This is a genomic window from Metabacillus niabensis (genome assembly GCF_020524345.1).
In the GTDB taxonomy this organism is placed as follows: Bacteria; Bacillota; Bacilli; order Bacillales; family Bacillaceae; genus Metabacillus; species Metabacillus niabensis_B.
In genome coordinates, this window is record NZ_JAIVLH010000005.1 from 63,141 (window position 1) to 88,520 (window position 25,380).

The window sequence follows — 25,380 nt, forward strand, 5'->3', positions numbered from 1 at the left end:
CTTTTCCACTTCCTCATAAAAAAAGTTAAAATTTCTACATACCTTTCCTTCTATTATGATTTCGTTCCTTTTTCTTATATAATAATAGGAGAATAGTACGATTAAAAGGTTGGTAGAGTATGAGTATGATGGTTGTGACAGGATATGGAATAAAAGCACCAAATACTGCTAATATAGATCAATTTCTACATCATTTAAAGAATGGCACTTGTTGTCTGGAGGTAGTAACAAATTTAAGTGGAAAGCATAAATCCACCATTGTTGGTTTAATAGACAATCAAACGTTACAACCTTCTAAAGATAAGCTCTATAAAAGATTACCACGTACTGCTCTGTTAGGGATAGCTGCAGGAAAGGAAGCACTAACTTATGCAAAAATAGGTAATACTGAAAAAAAGAAAGTTGGTGTGTTTTTTGGTATTTCTGTAGGAAACATAGGCGATTATGATTTCCAACGGGCTTTATTGAATGCCGATCAACATAATGAAAGAGAAATACCGATAACATTTGGGCACATAGGAAACTATCATAGTATTACCTCATCGATATCTTATTTTTTAGGTGGAAACGATGTCACCAAGACAATTTCAACTGGATGTACATCAAGCCTGGAAGCTATTCAGGATGCAATTGTTTATTTGAAAAGCGGGTTAATTGATATAGCAATTGTTGGTGGAGTTGACAGTCCAATAAGCAAAGCAGCGTTTTATTCATTTTCCAAAACAAAAGTTCTGCCTATCAATCAGAGTTTAGAAGAGGGTGCTGTTCCTTTTCGATCTAGTAGTAAAGGTTTTGCGATGGCTGAAGGAGCTGGAGTCATTGTGTTGGAACGGGAGTCTGATGCGTTGCAAAGAGGCGCGAATATTTTCGGGGAAATAGACAACATCGTTTCAAATAATGATGGTGTACATATCTATTCTATAGATGCATCAGGTGATAAAATGATAAAGGCTTTAAGAGAAGCTGTTACTAATAGGGTACCTGATTATGTCAATAGCCAAGCTCTAGGCATTCAAATAAATGATAGAATTGAAAAAAAAGCTTCAAAAGAATTGTTTAATCATACTGTACCTTTTACATCGATAAAAAGTATGATTGGCAATCCTTTTGGGGCTATTGGAATCATTCAGGTTATTTCATCTCTATTAAGCATTAATAACAATTTTATACCGCCAACTATTCGTACCGATAAAAGTGGGTATGAAGAGATGAACATTGTTATGGAGCCAATTTTCAAACGAATAAACGAAGTAGCCATCACAAATCATGGATATGGGGGCAACAATGCTTCGGCTTACATTAAAAGGTACAAAAAGGAAGAGACAACGTGATAACGTCATTATTAATTTTTACAATTGGATTGCTGCCATTAGTTCTGGCAGTGAATGTAACAAGGATATATAAGGGATCACAACTTGGAATAGCCTTGTTGTTATTTATGTGCTCTATTACATTGTGGCAATTGGATATCGGAGTTCTTTATTTAAAAGGGATTATCCCGGAGGAATGGATTTTGAATTTATTCCGTTTTTTTCGAATTGGCACAACTGGTGTTGTACCTGTTATATTCTATTTAATTTATCTTCTGCTTAACAAGCACACACCGAATATAAAAAATAAAACAGGATATAATTTTTTTCAATCTTTTTTCAATCTGAAAATATTTTGGGGTTTAGTTGTTTGGAGTGTGGGAATTTATGCAATTAACTGGACAAAATGGGGAATTGAAGGGCTAAGGGTTGTTCAAATTGCTGACCCAAATACTAGTCTTTATTTTCCTAATTACGGAGATTATCATTTTCTATACCTTATACACACTGGTACAGTCCTTTTGTTACTCATCATTGTTGTAATTATTTGTAGAGGGATTCAAAATGCGTCCTTAAAAGCATTTTTAAGAACCTTCTCATATTGTTCCATGTTTTTATTACTAACTGGATTTTTGAACTTCATACCTGGTACAGGTGCAGTCATTAGCAGTATTGGGGTTATTATTTTTTCATCGAGTATTATTTTTTCTTTTGTGAAAATGAATAATATGGTTACCATAAATTATAATTTATTGAAAGAGCGTCAAAAGAAGCTTGATTATATGGGGAATCTCTCGACAAGCCTTATTCACGAAGTGAAAAATAATATTCAAATAATAAAAGGTTATTCTAAGATGGTTGCAGAAACGGAAGGTTTACCAAAGCAAAGTGAAAATCACGTGAGAATGATTCAATTAGGCACAAGTCAACTTGAAGAATTAACACATCACTACTCAGAATATATAAAAAAGAAAGCTGTTGAGTTTAATGATGCAGACTTAAATCAAATTATTCAAGAAGCAATTGATTTTACGACAGAATTAAGAAAAGAGAAGCAAATAGATATTTGCTTTGAACAAAAATATAAACCGCTTAAGGCATTTGCAAGCTCTACTTATTTAAAACAGGTTTTTATTAATCTTATAAAAAATAGTTGTGAAGCAATAGATGACGTTAATCCAAAGCGTAATATTGTAATAAAAGCAGATATTGTTGCGGATAAGATTATTATTGATATTTCTGATAGTGGAAATGGGATTGTTAAAGATCGATGGGAAAGTATTTTTGATCCATTTATCTCAACAAAAGAATTAGGAATGGGAATCGGTCTCCCGTTTGTCAGGAAAGTAATTTTTGAACACCGCGGCGAAATTTTTGTTCTAGAAAGCAGTCAGAATGGAACAACATTTCGGGTAAGTTTGCCACAATACGAATTTAGTGAATTGAGTCATACCTAGAAAAAGAGGCTGTTTTCTATACTAGTATAAACAAAAGGAAGTGGAAAGGTATGCAGGGAACAAAGCGTGCTAATATACATATTGGTGCAAGAGTTAAAGTCGTACAAAAGCAAGACCAACGATCAGGAAAATTAACAGACGGCATAGTTTCAAAAATATTAACAAATTCAGCAGTACATCCTCATGGTATAAAGGTAATGCTAGAATCAGGTATTGTAGGAAGGGTTAAAGAAGTAAGTGAATGAGAGAAGAAATTGAGAACGACTTGATTCAAATGAAAGAGGGACCTGTTAAATCAGTCCCTCTAAAAAAGATTAGAATACCTTATCACCATTAAAAATTGAATTTTTCACAACAACATAATCAACGTGCCGAATTGCCTCTATGCTCGTTCCGCCTGCATATGAAATAGAAGATTGAAGGTCTTGTTCCATTTCTGTTAGTGTATCTTGCAGGGCTCCCTTGTGCTCCACGTACATTTTTTTTCCTTCTACATTTTTCTTTTCACCTTTTTGGAATTCTGAAGCTGACCCAAAGTACTCTTTTACAAGTTTACCGTCTTTTTCAATCGTTTGGCCCGGTGACTCCTCATGACCTGCAAATAATGACCCGATCATCACCATTGATGCACCAAAACGAACTGATTTTGCGATATCACCATGTGTACGAATACCTCCATCAGCAATAATAGGTTTTGTTGCCGCTTTTGCACACCAGCGAAGTGCTGCAAGTTGCCAACCACCTGTACCAAAACCAGTCTTTATTTTCGTAATACATACTTTACCAGGTCCAATTCCCACTTTGGTAGCATCGGCACCAGCGTTTTCAAGTTCACGAACAGCTTCAGGAGTGCCGACGTTTCCTGCAATGACGAAGCTTTTTGGTAAATGAGCTTTTATATGCTTGATCATATTAATGACTGCATTTGAATGACCGTGGGCAATATCGATTGTAATAAAATCAGGTGAAAGTTGTTCTTCAGCCAATTGTCTAATAAAATCGTATTCTTCGTCCTTCACACCAACACTAATAGAAGTGATTAATCCGCGTGAGTTCATATCCTTAATAAATGAGATGCGTGTTTCCGGTTGGAAACGATGCATAATATAAAAATAGCCATTTTCGGCTAAATATACAGCGATTTTTTCATCAATAATTGTCTGCATATTAGCAGGTACGACTGGTAACTTAAATTTATGTCCACCTAAAGTTACTGTCGTATCACATTCAGAACGGCTGTTTACCACACACTTAGCCGGAATTAATTGAATATCTTCATAATCAAATACATTTTCCATGTTATACACCCCTAAACACGAATATTGTTATAAATTCGTTTTAAAATGTTCGTCCCTTTGGTAATTTACATTATTTTTAATCAGATGTCAAAGCTTTTTACGTATTTTTTTGAAAGGGCTTCACTTTTCATAGATAGATTTCCCTAAAAGGAATCAATTAAAAGAACATTTTATAGCTTATATTGAATTTCAGAATCTTTTAAATAAACTTACGCATAAGAAATGGTAAACTATAAATAACAAGAAGATATGGGAAGGGTGTGAATGAAAATGGAGAAAGTGACATTTTTTCCACAAGGAGATCATGCTGTAGCAGTCGTATTTAACGATAAAATAAACAGAGATACACATAGTCAAATTCGCCATTTCTCCTCATATTTAATTGGAAATTCTTTTGATGGAATGGTTGAAGTGGTTCCAGGCTACACAAGCGTAACGGTTTATTATGATCCAATTAAAATGAAATCAGTATCACCATATGAAGAAGTTGTGACCATACTAAAAAAACAACTTTCAAAACAAAATGAACGAAATGTATTTCCGTCAAATATTGTAACAATACCTGTTTGCTACGGAGGGAACTATGGTCCGGATTTATCATATGTTGCTGCATATCATAATCTTTCAGAGCAAAAAGTGATTGAAATACATACTCATACAGAATATTTAGTTTATATGATAGGTTTTGCTCCGGGATTTCCTTATCTTGGCGGAATGTCGCAAAAAATCGCGACTCCACGTAAAGATACACCAAAAGTGAATATTCCTGCAGGTAGTATTGGGATCGGAGGCGAGCAAACAGGAATATATCCTATTGATAGCCCGGGAGGATGGCAATTAATCGGTCAAACCCCCATTAAACTATTTGACCAGCACCAGGCACAGCCAAGTTTATTAAAAGCAGGAGATATTGTTCGGTTTGTACAAATCACACCCGAGAAGTTTGAACACTGGGAGGTAGGAGATCATACATGGCGATAAAGGTAACTGAGCCGGGGCTTTTAACAACGATTCAAGATTTGGGGAGAAAAGGATATCAGCAATATGGTGTGGTCGTTGGAGGAGTAATGGATGATGCAGCAGCCAGGTTGGCAAATATTATGGTCGGCAACTCGGAAGATGAGGCTGTATTAGAGTTAACGATCATTGGACCAAGTCTTATGTTCGAACAAGATTATCTTATTTCAATTTGTGGTGCAGATTTATCAGCAAAAATCGATAATATACGAGTACCATTATGGAGACCCCTGCTTGTGAAAAAAGGAAGCTGTTTAACTTTTGGTCGTCCCCAAAACGGATGCCGCAGTTATGTTGCAGTTGCTGGTGGATTTGATGTTCCGGTTGTGATGAATAGCAGGAGTACATATATTAGAGGCAAAATAGGTGGGATACATGGTAGGGCATTGCAAGAAGGAGATTGTCTTAACCAGAGAAAGCAAGAAAGTTTATTCGCTCAGGCCTTAATTGGGTCATTTAGAAGAAAAGAGCATTCAACTCCTTTTCAATCTGTAAATTGGACGATTCCAACTCATATGAGATCTACCAATTTCAAAAATCCAACTGTGAGGATCATAAAAGGTCCGCAATTTTCAATGTTTACGTCAATTTCTCAAGAAGAGTTTCTGACAGAGACTTACAAAGTTACACCACAATCAGATCGAATGGGTTATCGATTATCAGGAGCAAAACTTGATGTTACATCACAACATAACCTTCTCTCTGAGGCTGTGCCAATGGGAACAATTCAGGTGCCGAATGATGGGCAACCGATTGTCTTAATGTCTGATCACCAGACAATTGGAGGTTATCCTAAAATCGGGTATGTCATAAGTGTGGATTTACCTTTGATGTCACAGGTGATGCCTGGTGAGCTCGTAAGGTTTAAGGAAGTATCTGTATTAGAGGCTCAGCATTTACTTTTACAAAGAGAAAAAGAGTTTAAGCTGTTAAAAATAGGAATAGCCTTAGCTATAAGGAGGTCTAATAAATGAAAATAGATATAAATTGTGATATGGGTGAAAGCTTTGGAGCATATAAAATAGGCGCAGATGAAGAAATTATTCATTTTATAAGTTCAGCAAATATCGCCTGTGGTTTTCATGCAGGTGATCCAGCAACAATGAGAAAAACAGTGAAACTGGCACAAAAACATTCTGTCAAAATAGGAGCACATCCCGGCTTTGAAGATGTGAAAGGATTCGGTAGACGGAATATTTCGATTTCACCCGAGGAGGCATTTGATTTAGTCGTGTATCAGATTGGTGCACTCTCAGGATTTGTTACAGCAGAGGGTGGGACTTTACATCATGTGAAACCACATGGTGCTCTTTACAATATGGCGGCTCTAGATGGAAACCTTGCCGAGGCGATAGCAAAGGCAGTATATAAAGTAAATCCAGAGCTAATTTTATATGGACTTTCTGGAAGTGAATTAATTAGAGCAGGTGAGAAACTAGGATTGCGAACAGCGAGTGAGGTATTTGCAGATCGAACATATCAAAAAAACGGAATGCTGACTCCTCGTGTAGAAAAAAATGCATTAATTAAAAAAGAAGAACTGGCTATTAAACAGGTTTTAACCATGGTTCTGGAGCAAAAAGTGGTCGCTACGAATGGAGAAAAAGTATCAATCAAGGCAGATACGATTTGTATTCATGGAGATGGTGAATATGCTGCATCATTTGCCCAATTGATATACAATACTCTCCAGGAAAACGGTGTTCAGATAAAGGGGATATAACGCTCATTATCTTTATTCACCCGAATATCCTAGGTACATGTACTATATTACTTTATACATATTTTAGTAGAAAAGGTGAGCAAATGGAATTTGTAGTGGTTCTAATACCGATATTTTTTATTTTTGGCATAGGTTTCGTAGGAGAAAAGGTACTTAAATTTGATACTAAGCCATTATCTATGATGGCTATTTATACAATTGGGCTAGCTTTTTGTTTGATTTTAGTCATCTATGGAATAGCCTTTTTGAAGCGTTATTCGCTGAAAAAGACATGTGGAATGATTCTTGCCAGTGCATTTATGAACAACGGAAACTATGGAACGCCACTGATTTTCTTTGCTTTCGGAGAATCAGGGTTGCGATATGCGGTAATTTTAATGGTTATTCAACAATTATTAATGTGTACCGTTGGGATTTATTATGCAGCAAAAGGTTCACCAAATGGTGGGGGAGTAAAAATTGCGCTTAAAGAAGTGGTGAAGATTCCAATTGTATACGGAGCCCTGCTTGGTATTGTTTTTCATTTTTCTCAAATACATATTGAAGGGACGTTTATGGAAGCCATTTCAATGGTAGGGAATGCAGCAGTACCGACGATTATGATTATCCTGGGTATGCAGTTAGCGAAAATATCAGTTAAAAAACTGGATTTAGCCCCATTATCATTATCTTTAGGAATTCGATTGTTTTTATCACCTGTCATAGCATTTGCATTTACACTTATTTTGCCCATTGATGATTTATTAAAGCAAATCATGATTGTTTTATCGGCAATGCCTACAGCTGCAAATACAACAATGTATGCGTTAAAATATGACACAGAACCACAATTTGTCTCATCAGCAACATTGTTTAGTACAGTTTTGAGTGTCATTACATTACCGATTGTTTTATACGTGTCACAAGTTATATATGGTTAAAAAGCAGCATACAGTGCTGCTTTTGTGTTGCGCCCAGCCACCGAGCTGATCAAGGAGCATGGCTTAAGTCCTAACCATATAAAGTACATATGTTGAGCGGTCTTCATCAATTTCTGCAGAAATTTTTTCGTATTCTTCTTCTTCAATCCACAAATAATCATTACCTATTAAGGATAAAGCTTCTTCATGTGAATATAAATCATATGTAAAGATTAGTGGTGACACACTATACTCATTATATTCTCTTACCTCAAGTGTGACATGTGTATAACTCTCAGCTTGTTCAAAAACATATTCATCCGTCTCTTCTTCTACATAAATCACATAATATTCATCTTCAAGACTTGAGGAGGTTCGCTTGTAGACTTTTTTTTCTTTAATAAAGAAATCACATAGTCGACGGCAAAAGATTTCATATGGATCTGAAAACGAATAATGATAAATAGCTGGGTAATGATTACGATCATCATTTAATCGATATTCCAATTTATAACTTTTTTTCATAATAAACCTCCAAAGTTATGATTATTTTTACTATACTATAAAAGGTGGATATGGACTGTTTTTTTTCATTTTTATCTGATTCTATTTTGAAGTATGGAGAAGTTTATAAGGAGGGTTAACACTTGAGCAAAACCAATAAGCTATTAACAGGAATCATATCAGCAACAATGATTACAGCTGCTGGTTGCGGTAATAACGAATCATTACCACCTGTTCCAGAGGACACTGATTGCGGTGACTGGGAATGGGAAGCTGATGAGGGAGTATGGGAGTGTGATGATGACTATTCATCACATTACGGCCATTATTTTTATGGGGGACGGTTTTACTCAACGAAAAGTAGCTTAAAGACGAGTTCAGCTTATAAAAGCTATAAATCCAGCAGCTCCTTCAAAGGAGGAGGCAAAACCGCCAGTTCTAGCTCTGGATTTGGGAAAGGATCCAGCGGAGGATTTGGTGGGTAATGATAAAGAATTACAACTTATTTGATCATCAACTAAGACGAAAAAAAGCATATGGAGCAATTGATTTTTTTTGGCGAGATCTTTATGACAGTGAATACGCATTATATGATATTGCCTATTTGTCACACCAAGAGGTGACCGACATTCGACAAGCAACCAATCGAATTGGTTCTATCTTCTTTAAAACAGGTCATTTATTAAGAAGCTTACCTGATGAAACGTTGCTTCAACTGGATATTCCTCAAAAAATACTACCTTTTATCAGACATAGAGCACTACCTATTGAATCCGTAATATCTAGAATAGATCTAGTTCAAACAAATGAAGGATTAAAAGTTCTTGAGCTTAACAGTGATACACCCACATTTGAAAAAGAAGTATTTCTAGTAAATGGTCTTATGTGTAAGGAGTTTGGTGTTCGTGATCCTAATGCCGGTTTTGCTGAAAAATTAGGGATTGAGATGAGAAAGGCTTTAGCTGAAGTATTACATCGCGGGAAATTTAGGGGAGAACCAACAATTGTGTTCACATCTCATGATGACCATGAGGAAGATAAATATACCACCCATTATTTAAAGGAAGTAGCAAATGTTGAGGCAAGATATGTGCCTCTGAATAATTTAATCATTGAAAAAGGAGTAGGATTGTTTGATGATAAAGGAAACAAAATTGATATCTTATATCGGCAAACATATCCTGTTGAGCATTTAATTGAAGATGTTGGTAATGAAGCGGGTGATCCAATTGGCATTCAGCTTTTAGAATTAGTTTGTTCAAATAAATTAATCATGCTAAATCCCATTTCAGCATTCCTTCTTCAATCTAAAGCGGTTCAATCAGTAATATGGGGAATGATGGAACTTGATCATCCGTTTTATACATATAAGGAAAAACAATGGATTAAACAGTATTTCTTACCAACTTACCTAGAAGATGAAACGTTTTTGAGAAAGGATTGGAAGTATGTAAAAAAACCAAGCTTCGGAAGAGAAGGTGACACGGTTTCCGTTTTCCAGGGAAAAAGAAAGCTTTACGAAGATCAATATAAAACATATGAAGAATCTTTACCGGTATATCAAAAATATGTTGAACTTCCAACTAAAATGATAAAAACTGTAGACGGTTATAAGGAAGCAAAGTTGTTAATAGGCAGTTTTCTTATCAATGGTCAAGCAAGTGGAATTGGGTTAAGAGCAGGAAACCAAATAACAGATAATAATGCTTATTTTTTACCAGTTGGTATTAAACATGAAGGAAGGGATTAAAGAGATGACATTTTTAGATTTGTTTTTAGCAACGTTATCGTATATTGGTGTAGCTATTGTACTTCTATTTATCGGTATTATTTTATTTGAAATTACAACCAAAAATAAAGAAATGCAACTAATTAAAAGTGGGAATAAAGCTGCGGTCTATGCCTTTGGCGGACGTATTGTAGGTTTAGCCATTGTTTTGTATTCCTCGATTGCAAACTCTGTCAACGTATTTGACATGGTCATTTGGGGCAGTGTTGCCATTATTATGCAGATTGTTATTTTTTATCTCGCAGAATTATTAACACCAAAATTCAATATTACAAAAGCAATCGATGATGATAATCAGGCAGTTGGATTATTTTTACTTTTTTTATCTATTTCGATAGGATTAATCATTGCTGCATCTTTGACATATTAAAGAAATAGGGTGTTTTTGGATACTGTTTTTCAATATGTAAGCGCGAAAATTGTCAAAATTCCACTCATCAAAAACGGTCACTTTTGGAATAGATTTGGAAGTGATTGTAAATAGTAATAAAACGAGGGAAGTAATTGATTACTTTAAAAATGATGATGGGAAGCATACATATGACGTCAAAAACAGAAGCGATTCTTTGGAGTATTGCCTTACCTGGGTTTGCTCAAATACTTAATAAAAAATTATTAAAAGGTTTTGTCTTTATTTTTCTTGAATTTCTAATAAATGTTAATAGCAATTTTAATTCAGCGATTATGGCCAGCTACTTAGGAGAAATGGATAAAGCCTTTGAGGTACTTAATTATCAATGGCTTATGTTTTATCCTTGTGTTTACATGTTTGCCATGTGGGATGCTGTGAAGGACTCGGAACAAGGAAAAATGCCCCGTTACTCTTTTTTACCCTATGTATGTAGTGCGTACATTGTTACAGTCGGTACTATGTACGCACCTATTGTAAAATTCAACGGAATTTCTATCGGACCTATATTTTTTCCAATACTCTCTTTAATTCCTGGATTAGGGATTGGAGCACTGATTATGTACTTTCTAAGGAAGCTTGATAGCAGAAAAAAAGAGTAGTAAATTTTTATAAAAACCCTAATAAAACCAAGCCTCCATGCGTATTATTATATGAAGAGATTGGTTTTTCTTTTATTGATTAGTGGTTAATTAGTGGAACTATGCTACTATTTTGCCTTTCAGGCTCGCCAGATGGCGAGTTTTTCTAATACTATCAGTAAGTATATAAATTTTATGGATGATAGTATAAGAAAAACTAAGGCTGTCGCCATTAGGACTTGGCGACAAGCCAAGTTTTTCTAATGTTTTATGTTATAAAGTGCAGGGGAGATAATAATAAGATAAACTATATATAAATAGTCACTATATGAGGGGTTGTAGGAGGAAGACGATGACGAGAGAAGAACAGCTAATTGAAAAGACATTTTATCGGACCTATTTGCAAGAAAGTGATGAAAAACATACTGTACATGAATTGGGACAGGTGTATTATGATGAACAAAGCAGGGAAGAGAGCTTTGATTTGTCATACATACGATATGCACAAGGGGAATACTATTTCCATGCACAGGATTACGAAACTGCTGTTTTTAAATGGGAAAACATTAAAAATGAACTAGAACCTTGGGCAAAAATGAATATTGGGGATGCCTATTATCAGTTGGGCTTACTCTCTGCCGCTGAGGATATGTATACGTCTATTGAAACAGAAGAACTGACGCTAAAAAGTGAAGTAACTCTTAAGTTATTTTTCTTATATACAGAACGTGAAAAGCTTGAACATGCCTATGACACGATTCAAAAGGCTGTATTAATTGACCCGGACTATCCTGAAGTAACAAGGACAGCACGGGATTTTTATGAGGAACAAAACGACGATGAACATGCAGTCAAGTTAGCTGTAAGCGAGGCGATACGTACACAAAAAGAAGAATGGTTTTCCGTTTTGACTTCTTATGTAAAAGAAGGTAAAACCATAATCTTTAGCCCGGATTATTTTGCGGAAGCACTGCTCGCAATGTATGAGGCTAGCAGGCCGTCTCTTATTACATTTATCGGAGCTTTATGGGATAGCTATAAAAAAGAAGATTCATATCTTCATTGGATCCAAACAATTAATGAAATGGTTCTTTCAACAGTCGATTATAAAGAGGATGCTGACTGGAATAAAATTGTAGAGCTCTATGAACAAACATTTAAAGAACTAACAGATGGTCGATTTTATCTGAAAGAGTTACAAGTAGTTATTCCGCATTTGCTAGCTTGCTGGTTAAAGCTTTCAACAAGAGCAACATCATTATCACCTGCAGCTACTGTGCTTGCATGGAACGAAATCTTCCCTGGGCAGATTATTCAAGATGCTGTGTATACAGCAGAGGAAGTTATTTTTGAAGTGGAACATAACCAAAATGGCTCAGAGCAGGCACTTCAGTTGTTCAAAACGATAAAAAATTGGGCAGAAACTCATGCACTTGAAGTAGATAAACGAGTGAGCTGGTGGTTAGAAGAATTAATTAACTCGAACATTAAACAGCATTTTTTGCTTATGGGTGAGGAAGGCAGTGGAAAAACAACTTTTGTTAATTCACTACTCGGCGATAAATTCTTTAAAGGCTCAAGTTCAGCTTTTGTTGTTCTGCATGATGACGATGAACTTACAATGAGTCAAGTTACAAGTAGCGGTCATCGCTATCTAGAAGATCAAAGGGAATTAGTGAAAGAGATGGAAGTGAACCCATCCTCATTGTTCCAAGTAAAGAGACCATGTATCTTTTTGAATGAGCATCAATGTGCCTTAATTGATTCACCATCCATTCATAAAAATCAGGAAACACGCAATGAGCTTTTTAATACTTCTTTATTGGCAGATGGAGTACTCTACATTCTTGATGGATCATCACCATTATCAGAAAATGAAAGTGATATTTTATATCAATTGAAAAAGTTTGCACCTGATGTGAAGGTTCATTTTATTTTAAATAAGGTAGATTTAATTGCGAGTGATGCTCATGCTCAAGCTGCTATGAATGAGATCAAATCGAAAATTGCGGATATATATCCGGAGGCAGAAATTCTTCCTTATTCTTCATTACATCCATTTGGACAGCAATTAAGTCAATTAAATGCATTCCTTTCTACGCATTTTCCATATGAAATAAAGGAGAAGAGGGAAAAAAGGACAGCAAATATTTTAACATTAATAAGAAAAGTTCTAGCTGATCTCCTTCAAAAACGTGTGGATATGGAAAAAGGTCTCATCTACTCGATTGAATGGAATGAAGATATATTAGTTAGATTAAAGGGTCTTACAAACAAGTTATCTGATTTACAGTATGAAAAAGTAGACACAGTTATTTCTGCATATAAAACATTATTAAAAGTGTCGAAAGCAGAATTAACAGAGACAATCCCTAAGCTACTAAAAGAAAGCTCTGCTCTTATTAAAGAGGATAGTGATTTTAAGCAAATTCACATTACTCTGAATGAAAAAATGAATGCAAAAATACAGGACTATGTCGAAGATAAACTACTGCCTACAGTATTTAATCAACTTGAAACATGGATTTCCGCTTCACATGATGAGCTTCTTGAAAGTCAATCATACTTGAACGAAATGAGTGACACATTTAATGATATTTATGAAGACAAGAAGCTTTCCCTGCAGTGTGATTTTTCGTTATTAGATGACTGGAACCGTGATATTACCAGAATGACTGGCCGTGTTCGCTATGAAAAGGAAAACATTCTTTTGAAAAATAAACCAACACAGCTTTTATTAAAAGGTGCCGGAAAACTATTCGGTACGATGAATCAAAGCAATCACATGCTATTTAATCAATATAAAAAATATGTTGAAAATGAATCGTATGAAGAAGTAACGAATTCAATTGCTAATAAATTATTCCTGCCATTTGAACTATTTGAAAAAGGACTAAATCAAGATGTTTCGTCGTTTTTTCAAGGTCCGATTAAAGAGGTTGAAAACACGATAATAGAAACAAAAGAAACAATTCAAAATGGCAATGAAGAGTTAGCGAATATGAGGGATAATCCTGAGGTCTTCTATGATCCATTAAAACTATTTGAAGTAAATCTTCTGCAGCAGGACTTTACTCTTCAAGCGAAGAAGGCATATAGTCGTTCAATATAAATGGAAAAGAGGCGATTTTTAATATCGTCTCTTTTTTTTCGCCAAAACAGAGGAGGAAAGGACTATAATAAAAATAACGAAAAAATTTTTAGGAGCACAGATACCACATGTCAAAAAAATCATTTAAACCAAGAGTAAAAAGATATATTCTTATCTTGCTGGTACTAGTCATAATAGCTTTAATCCCAACACCCTATTATTTATATCAACCAGGACCAATGGAAGAATTGGCGCCGATTATCAAGGTAGAGAATGGTTATGAAAACGAAGTAGGGAGCTTCCACTTAACAACTGTCCTACAAATAAAGGCTAATCCCTATTTATTAGTATATGGTCTAATAGCACCAAATACAGATGTAATGGAGGAAGAGAGTGTAAAAGGAGATCTATCAGATGCCGAATATAATAGATTGTTAGATTTTATGATGAAGGATTCACAGCAGAATGCACTGGTTGCAGCTTTTAGAGCCGCTGATGAAGAGGTTACTATCGATTATAAAGGTATATTTGTCAGAAGTATTGTAGCTGATTCACCTGCAAAGGATATTCTGAAAGTAGGCGACATTATTACAACTGTAGATGGAAACAAAATCGTTGAAGCACCTGAATTTATTGATTATATCCAACAGAATAAAAAGATAGGTGATCGTGCAGCACTAACTATTTTACGAGGAAACAAAGAACTTGAAAAAACAGTGGACATTATCATGTTAGACGAGTCTTCTGGTAAAGTAGGTATCGGAATTGCACCCGAAGAGGAATTTACCGCAACGATCCCAAAAACAGTCAGCATCACAAGTGAAGATATTGGGGGTCCATCAGCAGGACTTATGTTTTCTTTAGAAATCCTTAACCAGTTAACAGCTGATGACCTTACAAAGGGATACAAAATTGCAGGTACAGGGACGATCGATCATAACGGAAATGTTGGCCAAATTGGGGGCATCACCCATAAAGTTATTGCTGCTGAAGAAGAAGGAGCCGATATCTTTTTTGCTCCGAAAGACTTAACCGAGCTTGACCTAAATGAAAAGGATGCTATTGCCCAAGCTGAGGATAATGGATATAACGTTAAAATTGTCCCGGTAGGTACTCTGTCAGAAGCGGTAGAGTATTTGAAAAGGTTAGAAGAGAAGAAGTAGGGCATACATTTCTTGTGCGCAGTCTGATGAACATGAATCATCTGACTGCTTTTTTGTGATTTTTGGCGGTTTGCAATGAAGGACAAAGTTGGTGAAGAAAAATAGGAAATGTCCTTCATAAAGGGAATGAAAGACAAATTTGGGGAAGAACAAAAGAAAATGTCCTTCATAAAGGGAATGAAAGACAAATTTGGGGAAGAACAAAAGAAAATGTCCTTCAAAAAGGGAATGAGGGACAAATTTGGTGAGAAACAAAAGAAAAAAGTCCTTCATTAAACGAAGAAGGACTTTGAAGAAATTAAATCGTATCCACACAGTGATCTTACTGGGAAACTTCCTGCTCAACATCTAAAGAATCCGGTCTTTTACACGTGCTTTCCATTTGATAATGACTTCCTTGATCAGAAGAATCATGGAAGCCGTGCATAGCCTCTAATACATGGTAGGCAAGTTCGCCGCTTGCACGATATGTCCCACCGTTTAGAATATTGTTTGCCATATCTGCTACACCCAAACCTCTGCTGTTTTGAGCATATCCATAAGATAATGGGACTTCAATAAATTCTTTTTCACCTTTTTTGCGGATCTTAACAGGTCCACCGAATGTATTTGGATCTGGTACAAGTAATGTACCTTCACTTCCATAGATTTCAATAGGAGGAAGTGATGAGCCGCCCATTGCATCAAAGCTTGTCGTAATGGTTCCAACCGCTCCTGAAGCAAAATCAATCACACCTGAAATATGGGTTGGTGTTTGTACGTTGATTTTTTCACCAGCTTTCGGTTCACTTGAAACAATTCGCTCTGGATAACTAATTCTAGTAGAGCCTGAGATTCGTTGAATAGGTCCTAATAACGAAACAAGGGCAGTTAAATAATATGGCCCCATATCGAACATCGGACCGCCACCAATATCATAGAAAAAGGCTGGATCTGGATGCCAGTGTTCATGGCCACGGCTGATCATGAAGGCAGAGGCACCGATTGGAACACCGATTTCACCTTGTTCAATAAGCTTGATGGAAGTTTGAATACCTGCACCTAAAAACGTGTCTGGAGCGCTTCCAACTAGGAGATTGTGTTTTTTTGCTGTCTCTAAAATTTGCTTTCCTTCCTCACGTGTGACTGCAAGAGGTTTTTCTGTATAGACATGTTTGCCAGCTTCGAGCGCTTGAATACATACGGCTGCATGTGCTTTTGGAATAGTTAAGTTGATCACTAGTTGAATATCAGAATCATCAAGAAGCTCTTGAACTGTATATGCTTTTGGAATCCCAAACTTTGTTGCTTGTGATTGGGCACGTTCCACATCAAGATCAGCACAAGCTACAAGTTCAAGATGCTCAAAATTTTGACAATTTTCCATGTAGATAGAGCTGATATTTCCACACCCTATAATTCCGATTTTTAACTTTTTCATCTTCAAACCTCCAAATTTTTAATAAGATTTACTGACTATCACCCATACCTGTGTAAGAACGGCCATTTGCTGCAACAGCTAAACTTTCAGCTCGTTGTTTACCTTCTGCTGCCCATAAGAATCCGCGACGCATCATAAGTGAAACTTCAGGCATTGAGACGATGTTTGCTTTATGACCTAATGAATTATAAAAAACATTTCCATGTCCCCAACGTTTTGTCCAGACTACAGGCATATCAACTGCTTTATTTGCTGCATGTGGTCCGTCAACGACTGGAAAACGTGTTGTGGCTAATACTTCAACAGCTGGATCGAAATGTAAGTAGTATTGTTCACTTACGACTTTAAAATCAGAAAGTCCTTCTAAAAGCGGACTTGTTGAATGCTTGATGTTCACCATGTATTCCACACCATCATTTCCAGGGTGTGCAACCCAGTTACCGCCGGTCATAAATTGCCAGTCTACATTGTTTCGGAATGAGTCACACATTCCGCCATGACATCCTGCTAAGCCAACACCGTTCATGACAGCTTCTGAAATATTTAGTACATATTTTTTCTCGATTTCTCCCATTGTCCAGTGCGGAACAATAAGGTCTAAAGATTTTAATTTTTCCGTATCAGCGTAAGATTCTAATGAATCAGATACTTCTACATTGAAATTTTCTTCTTCAAGAATTCCTTTAAAAATTTGACTTATTTGTTCCGGTTCATGGCCGTCCCAGCCGCCCCAAACGATTAATGCATTTTTTTTCATAGTTAAACACTCCTTAATAGGTTAAGTAAAAAATATTAAACGTCAGACACTTTAATCCATTGGCGTTTTTCAATTGAGCGGTCAACAGCTTCTAAAACCTGTTGACATTTCACACCATCACGGAAGTTAGGAACAGGCTGACGGTCTTCTTTAAACGCTTCCATTAATTCGACTACTTCATGAATAAATGTGTGTTCATATCCAATTGTGTGTCCTGGTGGCCACCAGTTTTCTGCAAATGCGTGAGCCGGGTCTGTTGCTAATACTCGACGGAATCCTTGAACATCATCACGATCATCTGTGAAGTAAACTTGAAGCTCATTCATTCGTTCAAAATCAAAGATAACGCTTCCTTTACTGCCGTTGATTTCAAATGAATTCGTACAACGATGTCCTGCGGCATATCGTGTTGCTTCAAAGCTACCTAAAGCCCCATTAGCGAAACGTGTTAAGAATAAGGTAGCATCATCAACTGTTACTTCACCTTTTTCAGCATTTTCGTTACTACCTCCAGCCGATAAACCGGAAGTACCTGTTGTAATAGGTCTTTGCTTAATAAACGTTTCACTCATACCAATTACTTCTGTCATATCGCCTATCAAATAATGTGCCAGGTCGATTAAATGAGCTCCTAGATCGCCGTGGGAACCAGAGCCGGCGATTTCTTTTTGAAGTCTCCAAGCAAGAGGGAAGTTCGGATCAATTAACCAATCTTGTAAGAACCAGGCACGGTAATGATAGATATCACCTAACTTGCCTTCATCAATTAATTTTTTTGCTAGCATAACAGCAGGAGCGAAACGATAGTTGAAGCCTACCATATGTTTCACACCAGCAGCTTCAACAACCTCAAGCATTTCTATGGAATCTTCAAGTGTAAGCGCTAACGGTTTTTCGCAAAATACATGCTTGCCTGCTTTTGCAGCGGCAATTGTAATTTCCTTATGTACATCACTCGGTGCATTTATATCGATTAAATCGATATCATCACGTTGAATAAGTTCCTTCCATTCAGTTGTGTATTCCTCCCAGCCGAATTGTTTGGCAGCTTCTTTCACACCCTCTGGATTACGTCCGCAAATTACTTTCATTTCAGGATGAACAGTATTTGGGAAGAAAAGTGGAAGGTCACGATATGCGTGACTATGAGCTTTCCCCATGAATTTATAGCCAATCATACCAACTTTAATATTGTTCATAACATATCCCCCTTTAAAAAGTTTTATAGAATTGGTTTTAAAATCTATGATCAGTACTAGTGCCGGAAATCATCTGGTACTAGTACATGTCAAGTGAGGTTGATTTGCGTTCAATTAATGTTACTGGTAGTCGAATTTGTTGTTCAGATTCATTACCTGAGATAAAATTCAATATTTTTTCAGCTGCCAGTTTTCCCATTTCATATAGTGGAACCCTTACAGTTGTAAGTGGAGGTGATGTCATTCTTGCGATTTCAGAATCATCATAGCCAATGATTGCATAATCTGTGCCTGCTTGAAGTCCTAGTTCACCCAAGCCTTGCATAAGTCCAATTGCCATTCGGTCATTTGCAGAAAAGATTGCTTTAGATGTAGGTAGTAACTTTGAAATTTCTTTAGCGGCTTGATATCCGCTTTTTCTACTATAATTACCCTCGAAAACAAATTCTTTAGAAAATCGCTCATTCCTTTTGTCAAAAGCTTGTTTATAACCTTTGAAACGGTCAAGACTATTTGAATATTCCTTAGGTCCATTTATGAAAATAACATGTCGGAATCCTTTATCAAGTAAAAAGGATGTTGCTTGGAAACTACCACCTACATGATCTGCATCAATTGTGTGAAAGGAATAGCCGGAATACGTTTGGTTAATAAGGCAATAAGGTAATTGTAATTGATGAAGTTCTTCTATAGCTTCTATTTCAGCAGCATTATCGCTGGAACCTAAAATAATGCATCCATCAACACGTTGTGATTGAAAAAGCTGTACATAATTTTTTCGCTCATCTGGAGGTTGAAAAAGTAAGAGTAAGCCATAGCCAGATTCTCCAAGCTTTGCACCAATACCACTGACTATCTCTGAGAAATAATGAGTGGACATGACATTCACCTTTGGTAAATAGGGAACGATCACACCGATGTTATGGCTTTTTCCTTTTGCAAAGTTTTGTGCAATGACATTAGGATGATAATTAAGCTCTTTAGCAGCTTGAAGTACTTTACGTTTTGTCTCTTCGCGCAGAGGCGATACATTGTTGAATACCCGGGAAACAGTCGCTTCAGAAACGCCTGCTAATCTGGCAACATCTTTTCTATTAGCTAATGTATTCACCCCCTAAACATATTATGTACACGCGTTCATTTTCTCTTGTTTTGAAGTAAATGTCAATATGAAATCTATGAAAATAGGAAATTATTTGAATGTAGAAAAAAATAAATGTTTTTAGGTTTATCTTTTGTTAATTAGGGTATGTAGAAAAAGACAGTATCCCCCCTGATACTTTCTATATGAAAAACTTGAGGAGCCTCTGTACTTTGTATAGAGGTTTACTTTTTGTATTTGATAAAAAATGGGCCATTTTACCTGATTTGGAAATTAGGTGTTGAAAGATAAAAATTAAGTGCTTATACTGAAAAATGTAATCGGTTACAAAAATGGTACAAAGAGAAAAAGTTATCCGCAGGGAGAATGGTTATATGGTGAAAATGCGTGATGTGGCTAAATTAGCAAACGTCTCAGTTGCTACTGTTTCAAGGGTGCTGCATAATCCTGAAACTGTAAGAGAACCAACAAGAAAGAAAGTATTAAGTGTTATTGAACAGTTAAATTATCAACCTAATATGCTAGCACGCCAGTTCCGTAGAAATGAAACTAAAATCATTCTCGTAGTAGTACCAAGTATTATGAATACAGTTTTTTCGGGTATTATTGAAGGAATTGAGTACGAAGCATCCAAGCATGGATACCGAGTTTTATTAGGGAATACGAATAGAAATGTAGAAAACGAGTATGGTCTCGTTGAATTATTAAAGCAAAAACAAACAGACGGAATGATACTGTTATCAGAGCGAATGGATGCTGACTATATAAAGGCATTAAGTGAAGAATATCCGCTTGTTTTAGCTACAGCTTATATCGAAGGTTTAAAGGTACCCTCTGTATCAATCGATAATGTTAGTAGTAGTCGTGACGCTGTTGAACATCTTATTGGTTTGGGTCATCGTGAAATTGCTCATATTACGGGTCCGTTGAAGTTTGCGATGTCCAGAGGTAGATATAAAGGTTATAAGCAAGCTTTGATGCAAAACAATATAGAGATTCGTAATATGCTTGTTCAAGAGGGAGACTATACTTTTGAATCTGGCTATAATCAAATGTTAAAAATAATGGCAATCGAGAAAACCCCAACTGCTATTTTTGCAGCAAACGATGATATGGCAATGGGGGCAATAAAGGCAGCAAAAGAGCTAGGACATAGTGTCCCAACAGATTTAGCTGTAGTGGGATTTGATAATATCGGCTTTTCTTCTAAATTTGATCCAGCGTTAACAACTGTAGCTCAACCACTTTTTGAAATGGGACAAAAGTCAATGAATTTACTACTCTTGCAAATGCAGGGAAAACCGATAGTGAAGTCACAATATGTATTAGAATGTGAATTAATTGTTAGAGAATCATGTGGTGGGAAGGAAAAGGTGCTAAATGAAAAACTAAACACATAAAATGTAATCGGTTACAGTTAAAGGAGGTGAATATCTAAATATTCTATGAAAATAGAAAGAAATTTGTAACCGATTACATATTTTTAGCCATGGAAAGGATGATTTGTTTATGGCGAACTTTCAATTCAGCTTACAGTTATTCACATTACGTGAAGAGACTGAAAAAGATTTTGTAGGAACACTAGAGAAGGTAGCAAAACTTGGATATCAAGGAGTAGAGTTTGCAGGATATGGAGGACTACCAGCAGGTCAATTGAAAAATGAACTTGATCGATTAAGACTGAAAGCAAGCTCTAGTCATGTTCCAATTGCGATGCTTGAAAATGAATTAGACCAGGTCATAGAATACCAGCAAATAATAGGTAGTCAACATATTGCATGTCCTGTACTACCAGCTGAGAGAAGAACAAAAGAGGCTTACAATGAACTAATTCCAATCCTAAATGAAATTGGCCGAAGATGTCATGAATCAGGCATTACTCTTTCTTATCATAATCATGATTTTGAATTAATTGAATTAGATAATGGTAAAAAGCCTTTAGAACTTCTATTAGATGAAACCAATCCTGAATGGGTGAAGGCAGAATTTGATGTATATTGGTTAACAAAAGCTGGTGAAGATCCAGTTCAGTGGTTAAAACGTTATGAAGGAAGAACACCACTTGTTCACCTAAAGGATATGACAACAGATGGGGAGATGTTTTTTGCGGAATTAGGAACTGGTGGGGTTAATCTAGACGGTGTGCTAAATCAAGGGGAACAATCAAATGTAGAGTGGTTTGTTGTTGAACAGGACAGATCGAGAAGATCGCCGTTAGAGAGCATTGAGATCAGCATGAATTATTTGAAAAATAAGCAATTGATAACAAATTAAAGCTGATAACGAAAACAAAGGGGATGGAAGAATGAAGAAACTATTATCTGTTTTCACAATTATAGCGCTTTTACTACTAGCTGCATGTGGACTTAACGGGGGTGGTTCAACAGAGCAAGCAACCTCTGAAACTGAAAAGAGTGAGTCAAATGGTGGCAAAACGACACTAGAATTCTGGCATATTGATCCAGGCGAAAGAGAAGTTGTTTATGAAGAGGCTGTGAAACGTTTTGAGGAAAATCATCCAGATGTTGAAGTGAAAATGCTTCAAATTCCAAATGATGCCTATAAGCAAAAGCTATCTGTCGCTATGTCTGGTAATAAGGCACCAGATGTATTCCATAGTTGGGGCGGCGGCTGGTTAAAGAACTTTGTTGACCAAGGAAAAGTATATGATATTACAGAATCAACGGATAAATCTCATTTCAATGAGCTTGCTCTTAACAATGCGACATATGACGGTAAAATTTATGGCTTGCCATTAGGTTTATCATTGGATGTTGTTTTCTATAACAAAGAGATTTTTGATAAATATGGATTAAAAGCACCCAAAACATATGATGAATGGTTAAATGTTATTGATACGCTTAAAGAAAATGACATTATTCCTATTGCTTTAGCTAATCAAACAAAGTGGCCAGGTGCCTATCATTTTATGAATTTTGCAAGCAGAATTGCAGGTCCTGAATTATTCGAAAGTGCTTTGAATAGAGAAGGAAGAGGATTCGATGACCCAGCATATGTTGAGGCAGGAAAGTATATTCAAGATCTAGTAAAAAGAGATGCATTCAACCCAGGATTTAATGGTGTTCCATATGATGAAGGTCAAGGCCGTCAGTTACTGTATACTGGTCAGGCAGCAATGATGGACATGACAATCTCATTCGTAAATAACGTAAGACAAGAAGCACCTGAATTTGAAGAAAAGCTAGATTTCTTCCTATACCCAACGGTTCCTGGTGGTAAAGGAGATCAAACACATGTAGGCGCAAATACTGGTCCTGTTTGGTCAGTAGCACAAAACAGTAAAAACCCTGACCTAGCTGCTGAACTAGCTAATGAACTAGCTAGTGCTGAAACGGCTCAAAATTATACAGATCGAACTGGTGCACTAACAGGTGTTAAAGACATTGTTCCAAATGATGAATTTACAAAACGTTTTTACGATGTGGTGGAACAAGCAACTCACTTACAAATGCCTTATGACCAAACACTTCCACCTGAGTTAGCGGAATTACATAAAGATACGACTCAAGCGATCTTTGGTCTAGATATGACACCTGAAGAGGCTGCGAAGAAAATGGAAGAGAAAGCGAAAGAGGTTTTAGAGTAATACAGTAGGAGGGGGTATTTCCCCCTCTTGTTGTAACAAAAGGAGTGACTGAAATGGATACACATGTAAAAGTTGCTGATCGTCAAGTGATGGTTAGACAGAATTCAGCTGCCAAGTATAAAAAATTAAGGAGTGCTCTAACAATTGGAGCTTTTGTTGCACCTGCGATTATTATTTATACTGTTTATGTTTTGTTTCCGATTATATCAACCTTAATGTACAGCTTTTATAAATGGGACGGCATGGGTGTAGGAGTATTTGTTGGATTACAAAATTATGTAGACCTTTTTAAAGACGCAATTTTTTGGAGAGCTCTCACAAACAATACATGGGTCGTATTAACTTCGGTATTTGCTCAAATTCCTTTAGGTTTAGTCATGGCTCTAATGCTATTTGCACCAATTAAAGGAATTAAATTCTTTGGTAGTGTTTATTTCTTTCCATTTCTAATGTCAACTGTAGCAATCGGTTTGTTATGGGTCTTAATGTTCGATCCAATCAATGGGATTATTAACAGTATTATTAATCTTTTTGGCTTTGAAAATGTTTCATGGCTCAGTGAAACAAATACCGCATTATTTGCTGTGTTATTAGTTATCGTTTGGCAATTCTCTCCGTTCTATATGATTCTTTTTAAAGCAGCCATTGTAGGAATTTCTGACGAATTATATGAAGCCGCTGAAATTGATGGGGCAAATCCATTTCAAAAGTTTTTTAAAATTACATTACCACTTCTCATGCCAACGATTGTAAGTTCTTCTATTTTGGCAATTGTAGGATCATTAAAAGCGTTTGATATTTTCTATATCATGACAGGTGGAGGTCCTAACCACGGTACTGAACTATTAGGGACTTATATGTTTAAACAGGCGTTTATCAATTTCAATATGGGTTATGCTAGTGCGATTGCCTTTGTTATGTTCTTTTTAGCCTTATTCGTTACGATCATTATTCAGGTGATGGATCATTTGCGTAAAAAGAAAGGAGCCTACGGAATATGACGATGGGATTTAAAAAAGTACCTCTATATATTATTGCTATTATGTTGTTAGTTTTCACTGGCTTTCCTTTCATTTATATGATTTCAACTTCACTTAAATCACGTAGCCAATTCTTTGAAGAACCATTTGCTCTATTTTCATCGTTTAATCTGGAAAATTTTCAATCGGTGTTTGAAATGGGATTAACCCGTTATTTCTTAAACAGTATATTGGTTTCTATTGTAGCTGTTTTTGTTGTAATGCTTGTAGCAGCGTTAGCGAGTTATCCTTTAAGTAGAATGAAATTTAAGTTCAATAAAGTATTATTCTTACTGTTTATATCAGGAATGATGTTGCCTATACATGCTACTCTTATTCCGATTTTTAAACTTACACAAAGCATGGGGGTTTTTGATACGGTTTGGGCTTTATTGGGACCATATATCGCTTTTAGTCTGCCAATCTCCATTTTTATTTTGACTCAGTTTATGCAGGAGATTCCAAAATCATTGGAAGAAGCAGCAAAAATGGATGGCTGTAATCATTTTGGAATCTTCTGGAGAGTGATTCTGCCGATGTTAACACCTGCATTAATGACAGTGCTGATCTATAACTTTATCCACCTGTGGAATGAGTTTGTTTTTGCACTGGTATTAATTTCAAGTCCAGAAAATATGACCTTACCATTAGGCTTGCAAGACTTTAAAGGGGAGTTCTCAGTTAATATACCCGGTCTTATGGCTGCCTTAACACTAGCAAGCTTGCCTATTCTAGTTGTTTATCTTTTCTCTCAAGAGAAAGTTGTTAAAGGTTTAGCTGGTGGAGCTGTTAAAGGATAAGAAGATAAATGAGAGAAGTGAGTCTTTTATGGCTCACTTCTTTTGTTTGAAATATAATAACTAATATTAGTTTTCGCATCATTAATCGGTATGGAAACTAATTAATTTGTGTTGAAAAAACAACCACATTTAAGAGAGCTGTTTTCTTAAGAAAATCTTCATATTTCCCCTACCTTTAAATTAAGAACTTCTGATTATACTTAGAACATCCGAAGCAAATTAACACATGGTATAC

At 36.1% G+C, this 25,380-nt stretch carries 25 protein-coding genes; 19 read left to right on the plus strand and 6 right to left on the minus strand.

Annotated elements, in window-relative coordinates:
* The first annotated feature begins 119 nt into the window (after positions 1 to 119).
* From LC095_RS07865 to LC095_RS07875, 3 genes are read left to right on the plus strand one after another with little or no spacing between them, the layout of a single operon-like run.
* Positions 120 to 1,331, plus strand: a complete 1,212-nt coding sequence (locus tag LC095_RS07865) for a beta-ketoacyl-[acyl-carrier-protein] synthase family protein (protein ID WP_226527658.1) — start codon at positions 120 to 122, stop codon at positions 1,329 to 1,331.
* Positions 1,328 to 2,767, plus strand: coding sequence for a sensor histidine kinase (locus tag LC095_RS27045; protein WP_226527659.1), 1,440 nt, complete (start codon positions 1,328 to 1,330; stop codon positions 2,765 to 2,767). The genes LC095_RS07865 and LC095_RS27045 overlap by 4 nt, the downstream gene beginning before the upstream one ends.
* A 50-nt stretch (positions 2,768 to 2,817) precedes the next feature.
* A complete protein-coding gene (locus LC095_RS07875) occupies positions 2,818 to 3,012 on the plus strand; it encodes a YwbE family protein (protein ID WP_226527660.1) in 195 nt (64 codons plus the stop codon).
* Between the two features lie 69 nt (positions 3,013 to 3,081).
* Here LC095_RS07875 and guaC read toward each other — a convergent pair whose 3' ends face one another.
* The gene (gene guaC / locus LC095_RS07880; RefSeq protein WP_078434782.1) at positions 3,082 to 4,065 is read right to left on the minus strand and encodes a GMP reductase; all 984 of its coding nucleotides are present in this window, start codon (positions 4,063 to 4,065) and stop codon (positions 3,082 to 3,084) included.
* A gap of 264 nt (positions 4,066 to 4,329) precedes the next feature.
* On the opposite strand from guaC, the gene pxpB reads away from it, so the two are divergent.
* The 4 genes from pxpB to LC095_RS07900 all read left to right on the plus strand — a co-directional run bounded on the left by pxpB (position 4,330) and on the right by LC095_RS07900 (position 7,725).
* Positions 4,330 to 5,046: a 5-oxoprolinase subunit PxpB gene (gene pxpB, locus LC095_RS07885; protein WP_413467470.1), complete on the plus strand. Its 717-nt coding sequence runs from the start codon at positions 4,330 to 4,332 to the stop codon at positions 5,044 to 5,046.
* The gene (locus LC095_RS07890) at positions 5,037 to 6,056 is read left to right on the plus strand and encodes a biotin-dependent carboxyltransferase family protein (RefSeq protein WP_226527661.1); all 1,020 of its coding nucleotides are present in this window, start codon (positions 5,037 to 5,039) and stop codon (positions 6,054 to 6,056) included. The genes pxpB and LC095_RS07890 overlap by 10 nt, the downstream gene beginning before the upstream one ends.
* Positions 6,053 to 6,805, plus strand: a complete 753-nt coding sequence (locus LC095_RS07895; RefSeq protein ID WP_226527662.1) for a 5-oxoprolinase subunit PxpA — start codon at positions 6,053 to 6,055, stop codon at positions 6,803 to 6,805. The genes LC095_RS07890 and LC095_RS07895 overlap by 4 nt, the downstream gene beginning before the upstream one ends.
* Positions 6,806 to 6,888: 83 nt before the next feature.
* Positions 6,889 to 7,725: an AEC family transporter gene (locus LC095_RS07900; protein WP_226527663.1), complete on the plus strand. Its 837-nt coding sequence runs from the start codon at positions 6,889 to 6,891 to the stop codon at positions 7,723 to 7,725.
* Between the two features lie 63 nt (positions 7,726 to 7,788).
* Here LC095_RS07900 and LC095_RS07905 read toward each other — a convergent pair whose 3' ends face one another.
* A complete protein-coding gene (locus LC095_RS07905) occupies positions 7,789 to 8,229 on the minus strand; it encodes a hypothetical protein (protein WP_226527664.1) in 441 nt (146 codons plus the stop codon).
* A 122-nt stretch (positions 8,230 to 8,351) separates the two neighbouring features.
* Here LC095_RS07905 and LC095_RS07910 point away from each other — a divergent pair, with 122 nt between their 5' ends.
* The 7 genes from LC095_RS07910 to LC095_RS07940 all read left to right on the plus strand — a co-directional run bounded on the left by LC095_RS07910 (position 8,352) and on the right by LC095_RS07940 (position 15,517).
* Positions 8,352 to 8,693, plus strand: coding sequence for a hypothetical protein (locus LC095_RS07910; RefSeq protein ID WP_216772743.1), 342 nt, complete (start codon positions 8,352 to 8,354; stop codon positions 8,691 to 8,693).
* A complete protein-coding gene (locus tag LC095_RS07915; protein ID WP_226527665.1) occupies positions 8,693 to 9,958 on the plus strand; it encodes a glutathionylspermidine synthase family protein in 1,266 nt (421 codons plus the stop codon). The genes LC095_RS07910 and LC095_RS07915 overlap by 1 nt, the downstream gene beginning before the upstream one ends.
* Positions 9,959 to 9,962: 4 nt before the next feature.
* Positions 9,963 to 10,367: a DUF350 domain-containing protein gene (locus LC095_RS07920; RefSeq protein WP_226527666.1), complete on the plus strand. Its 405-nt coding sequence runs from the start codon at positions 9,963 to 9,965 to the stop codon at positions 10,365 to 10,367.
* A gap of 170 nt (positions 10,368 to 10,537) precedes the next feature.
* Positions 10,538 to 11,008, plus strand: a complete 471-nt coding sequence (locus tag LC095_RS07925; RefSeq protein WP_226527667.1) for a hypothetical protein — start codon at positions 10,538 to 10,540, stop codon at positions 11,006 to 11,008.
* 331 nt (positions 11,009 to 11,339) lie between these two features.
* Positions 11,340 to 14,099, plus strand: a complete 2,760-nt coding sequence (locus tag LC095_RS07930; RefSeq protein WP_226527668.1) for a GTP-binding protein — start codon at positions 11,340 to 11,342, stop codon at positions 14,097 to 14,099.
* 107 nt (positions 14,100 to 14,206) lie between these two features.
* Positions 14,207 to 15,241: a SepM family pheromone-processing serine protease gene (locus LC095_RS07935; RefSeq protein WP_226527669.1), complete on the plus strand. Its 1,035-nt coding sequence runs from the start codon at positions 14,207 to 14,209 to the stop codon at positions 15,239 to 15,241.
* Positions 15,242 to 15,367: 126 nt separating this feature from the next.
* Positions 15,368 to 15,517 (plus strand): hypothetical protein, encoded by a 150-nt coding sequence (locus LC095_RS07940; protein WP_226527670.1) that lies wholly within the window; start codon positions 15,368 to 15,370, stop codon positions 15,515 to 15,517.
* Between the two features lie 46 nt (positions 15,518 to 15,563).
* Here the strand turns inward: LC095_RS07940 and LC095_RS07945 are convergent, their stop codons facing one another.
* The 4 genes from LC095_RS07945 to LC095_RS07960 all read right to left on the minus strand — a co-directional run bounded on the left by LC095_RS07945 (position 15,564) and on the right by LC095_RS07960 (position 19,728).
* Entirely contained in the window at positions 15,564 to 16,661 is a 1,098-nt protein-coding gene (locus LC095_RS07945; RefSeq protein WP_226527671.1) for a Gfo/Idh/MocA family protein, read from the minus strand.
* A 28-nt stretch (positions 16,662 to 16,689) separates the two neighbouring features.
* Complete coding sequence (locus tag LC095_RS07950) at positions 16,690 to 17,418, minus strand: ThuA domain-containing protein (RefSeq protein WP_226527672.1); 729 nt, start codon at positions 17,416 to 17,418, stop codon at positions 16,690 to 16,692.
* A 35-nt stretch (positions 17,419 to 17,453) separates the two neighbouring features.
* Positions 17,454 to 18,617 (minus strand): Gfo/Idh/MocA family protein, encoded by a 1,164-nt coding sequence (locus LC095_RS07955; protein WP_226527673.1) that lies wholly within the window; start codon positions 18,615 to 18,617, stop codon positions 17,454 to 17,456.
* A gap of 79 nt (positions 18,618 to 18,696) precedes the next feature.
* Positions 18,697 to 19,728 (minus strand): LacI family DNA-binding transcriptional regulator, encoded by a 1,032-nt coding sequence (locus LC095_RS07960; protein ID WP_226527674.1) that lies wholly within the window; start codon positions 19,726 to 19,728, stop codon positions 18,697 to 18,699.
* A 365-nt stretch (positions 19,729 to 20,093) separates the two neighbouring features.
* Here LC095_RS07960 and LC095_RS07965 point away from each other — a divergent pair, with 365 nt between their 5' ends.
* The 5 genes from LC095_RS07965 to LC095_RS07985 all read left to right on the plus strand — a co-directional run bounded on the left by LC095_RS07965 (position 20,094) and on the right by LC095_RS07985 (position 25,145).
* The gene (locus LC095_RS07965) at positions 20,094 to 21,119 is read left to right on the plus strand and encodes a LacI family DNA-binding transcriptional regulator (protein ID WP_226527675.1); all 1,026 of its coding nucleotides are present in this window, start codon (positions 20,094 to 20,096) and stop codon (positions 21,117 to 21,119) included.
* A 109-nt stretch (positions 21,120 to 21,228) separates the two neighbouring features.
* Positions 21,229 to 21,993, plus strand: coding sequence for a sugar phosphate isomerase/epimerase family protein (locus LC095_RS07970; protein WP_226527676.1), 765 nt, complete (start codon positions 21,229 to 21,231; stop codon positions 21,991 to 21,993).
* Positions 21,994 to 22,024: 31 nt separating this feature from the next.
* Positions 22,025 to 23,326, plus strand: a complete 1,302-nt coding sequence (locus LC095_RS07975; protein WP_226527677.1) for an extracellular solute-binding protein — start codon at positions 22,025 to 22,027, stop codon at positions 23,324 to 23,326.
* 53 nt (positions 23,327 to 23,379) lie between these two features.
* Positions 23,380 to 24,327 carry a carbohydrate ABC transporter permease gene (locus LC095_RS07980; protein ID WP_226527678.1) on the plus strand — a complete coding sequence of 316 codons (948 nt, stop codon included), beginning with the start codon at positions 23,380 to 23,382 and terminating at the stop codon, positions 24,325 to 24,327.
* A complete protein-coding gene (locus LC095_RS07985) occupies positions 24,324 to 25,145 on the plus strand; it encodes a carbohydrate ABC transporter permease (RefSeq protein ID WP_226527679.1) in 822 nt (273 codons plus the stop codon). The genes LC095_RS07980 and LC095_RS07985 overlap by 4 nt, the downstream gene beginning before the upstream one ends.
* The last annotated feature ends 235 nt before the right edge of the window (positions 25,146 to 25,380 follow it).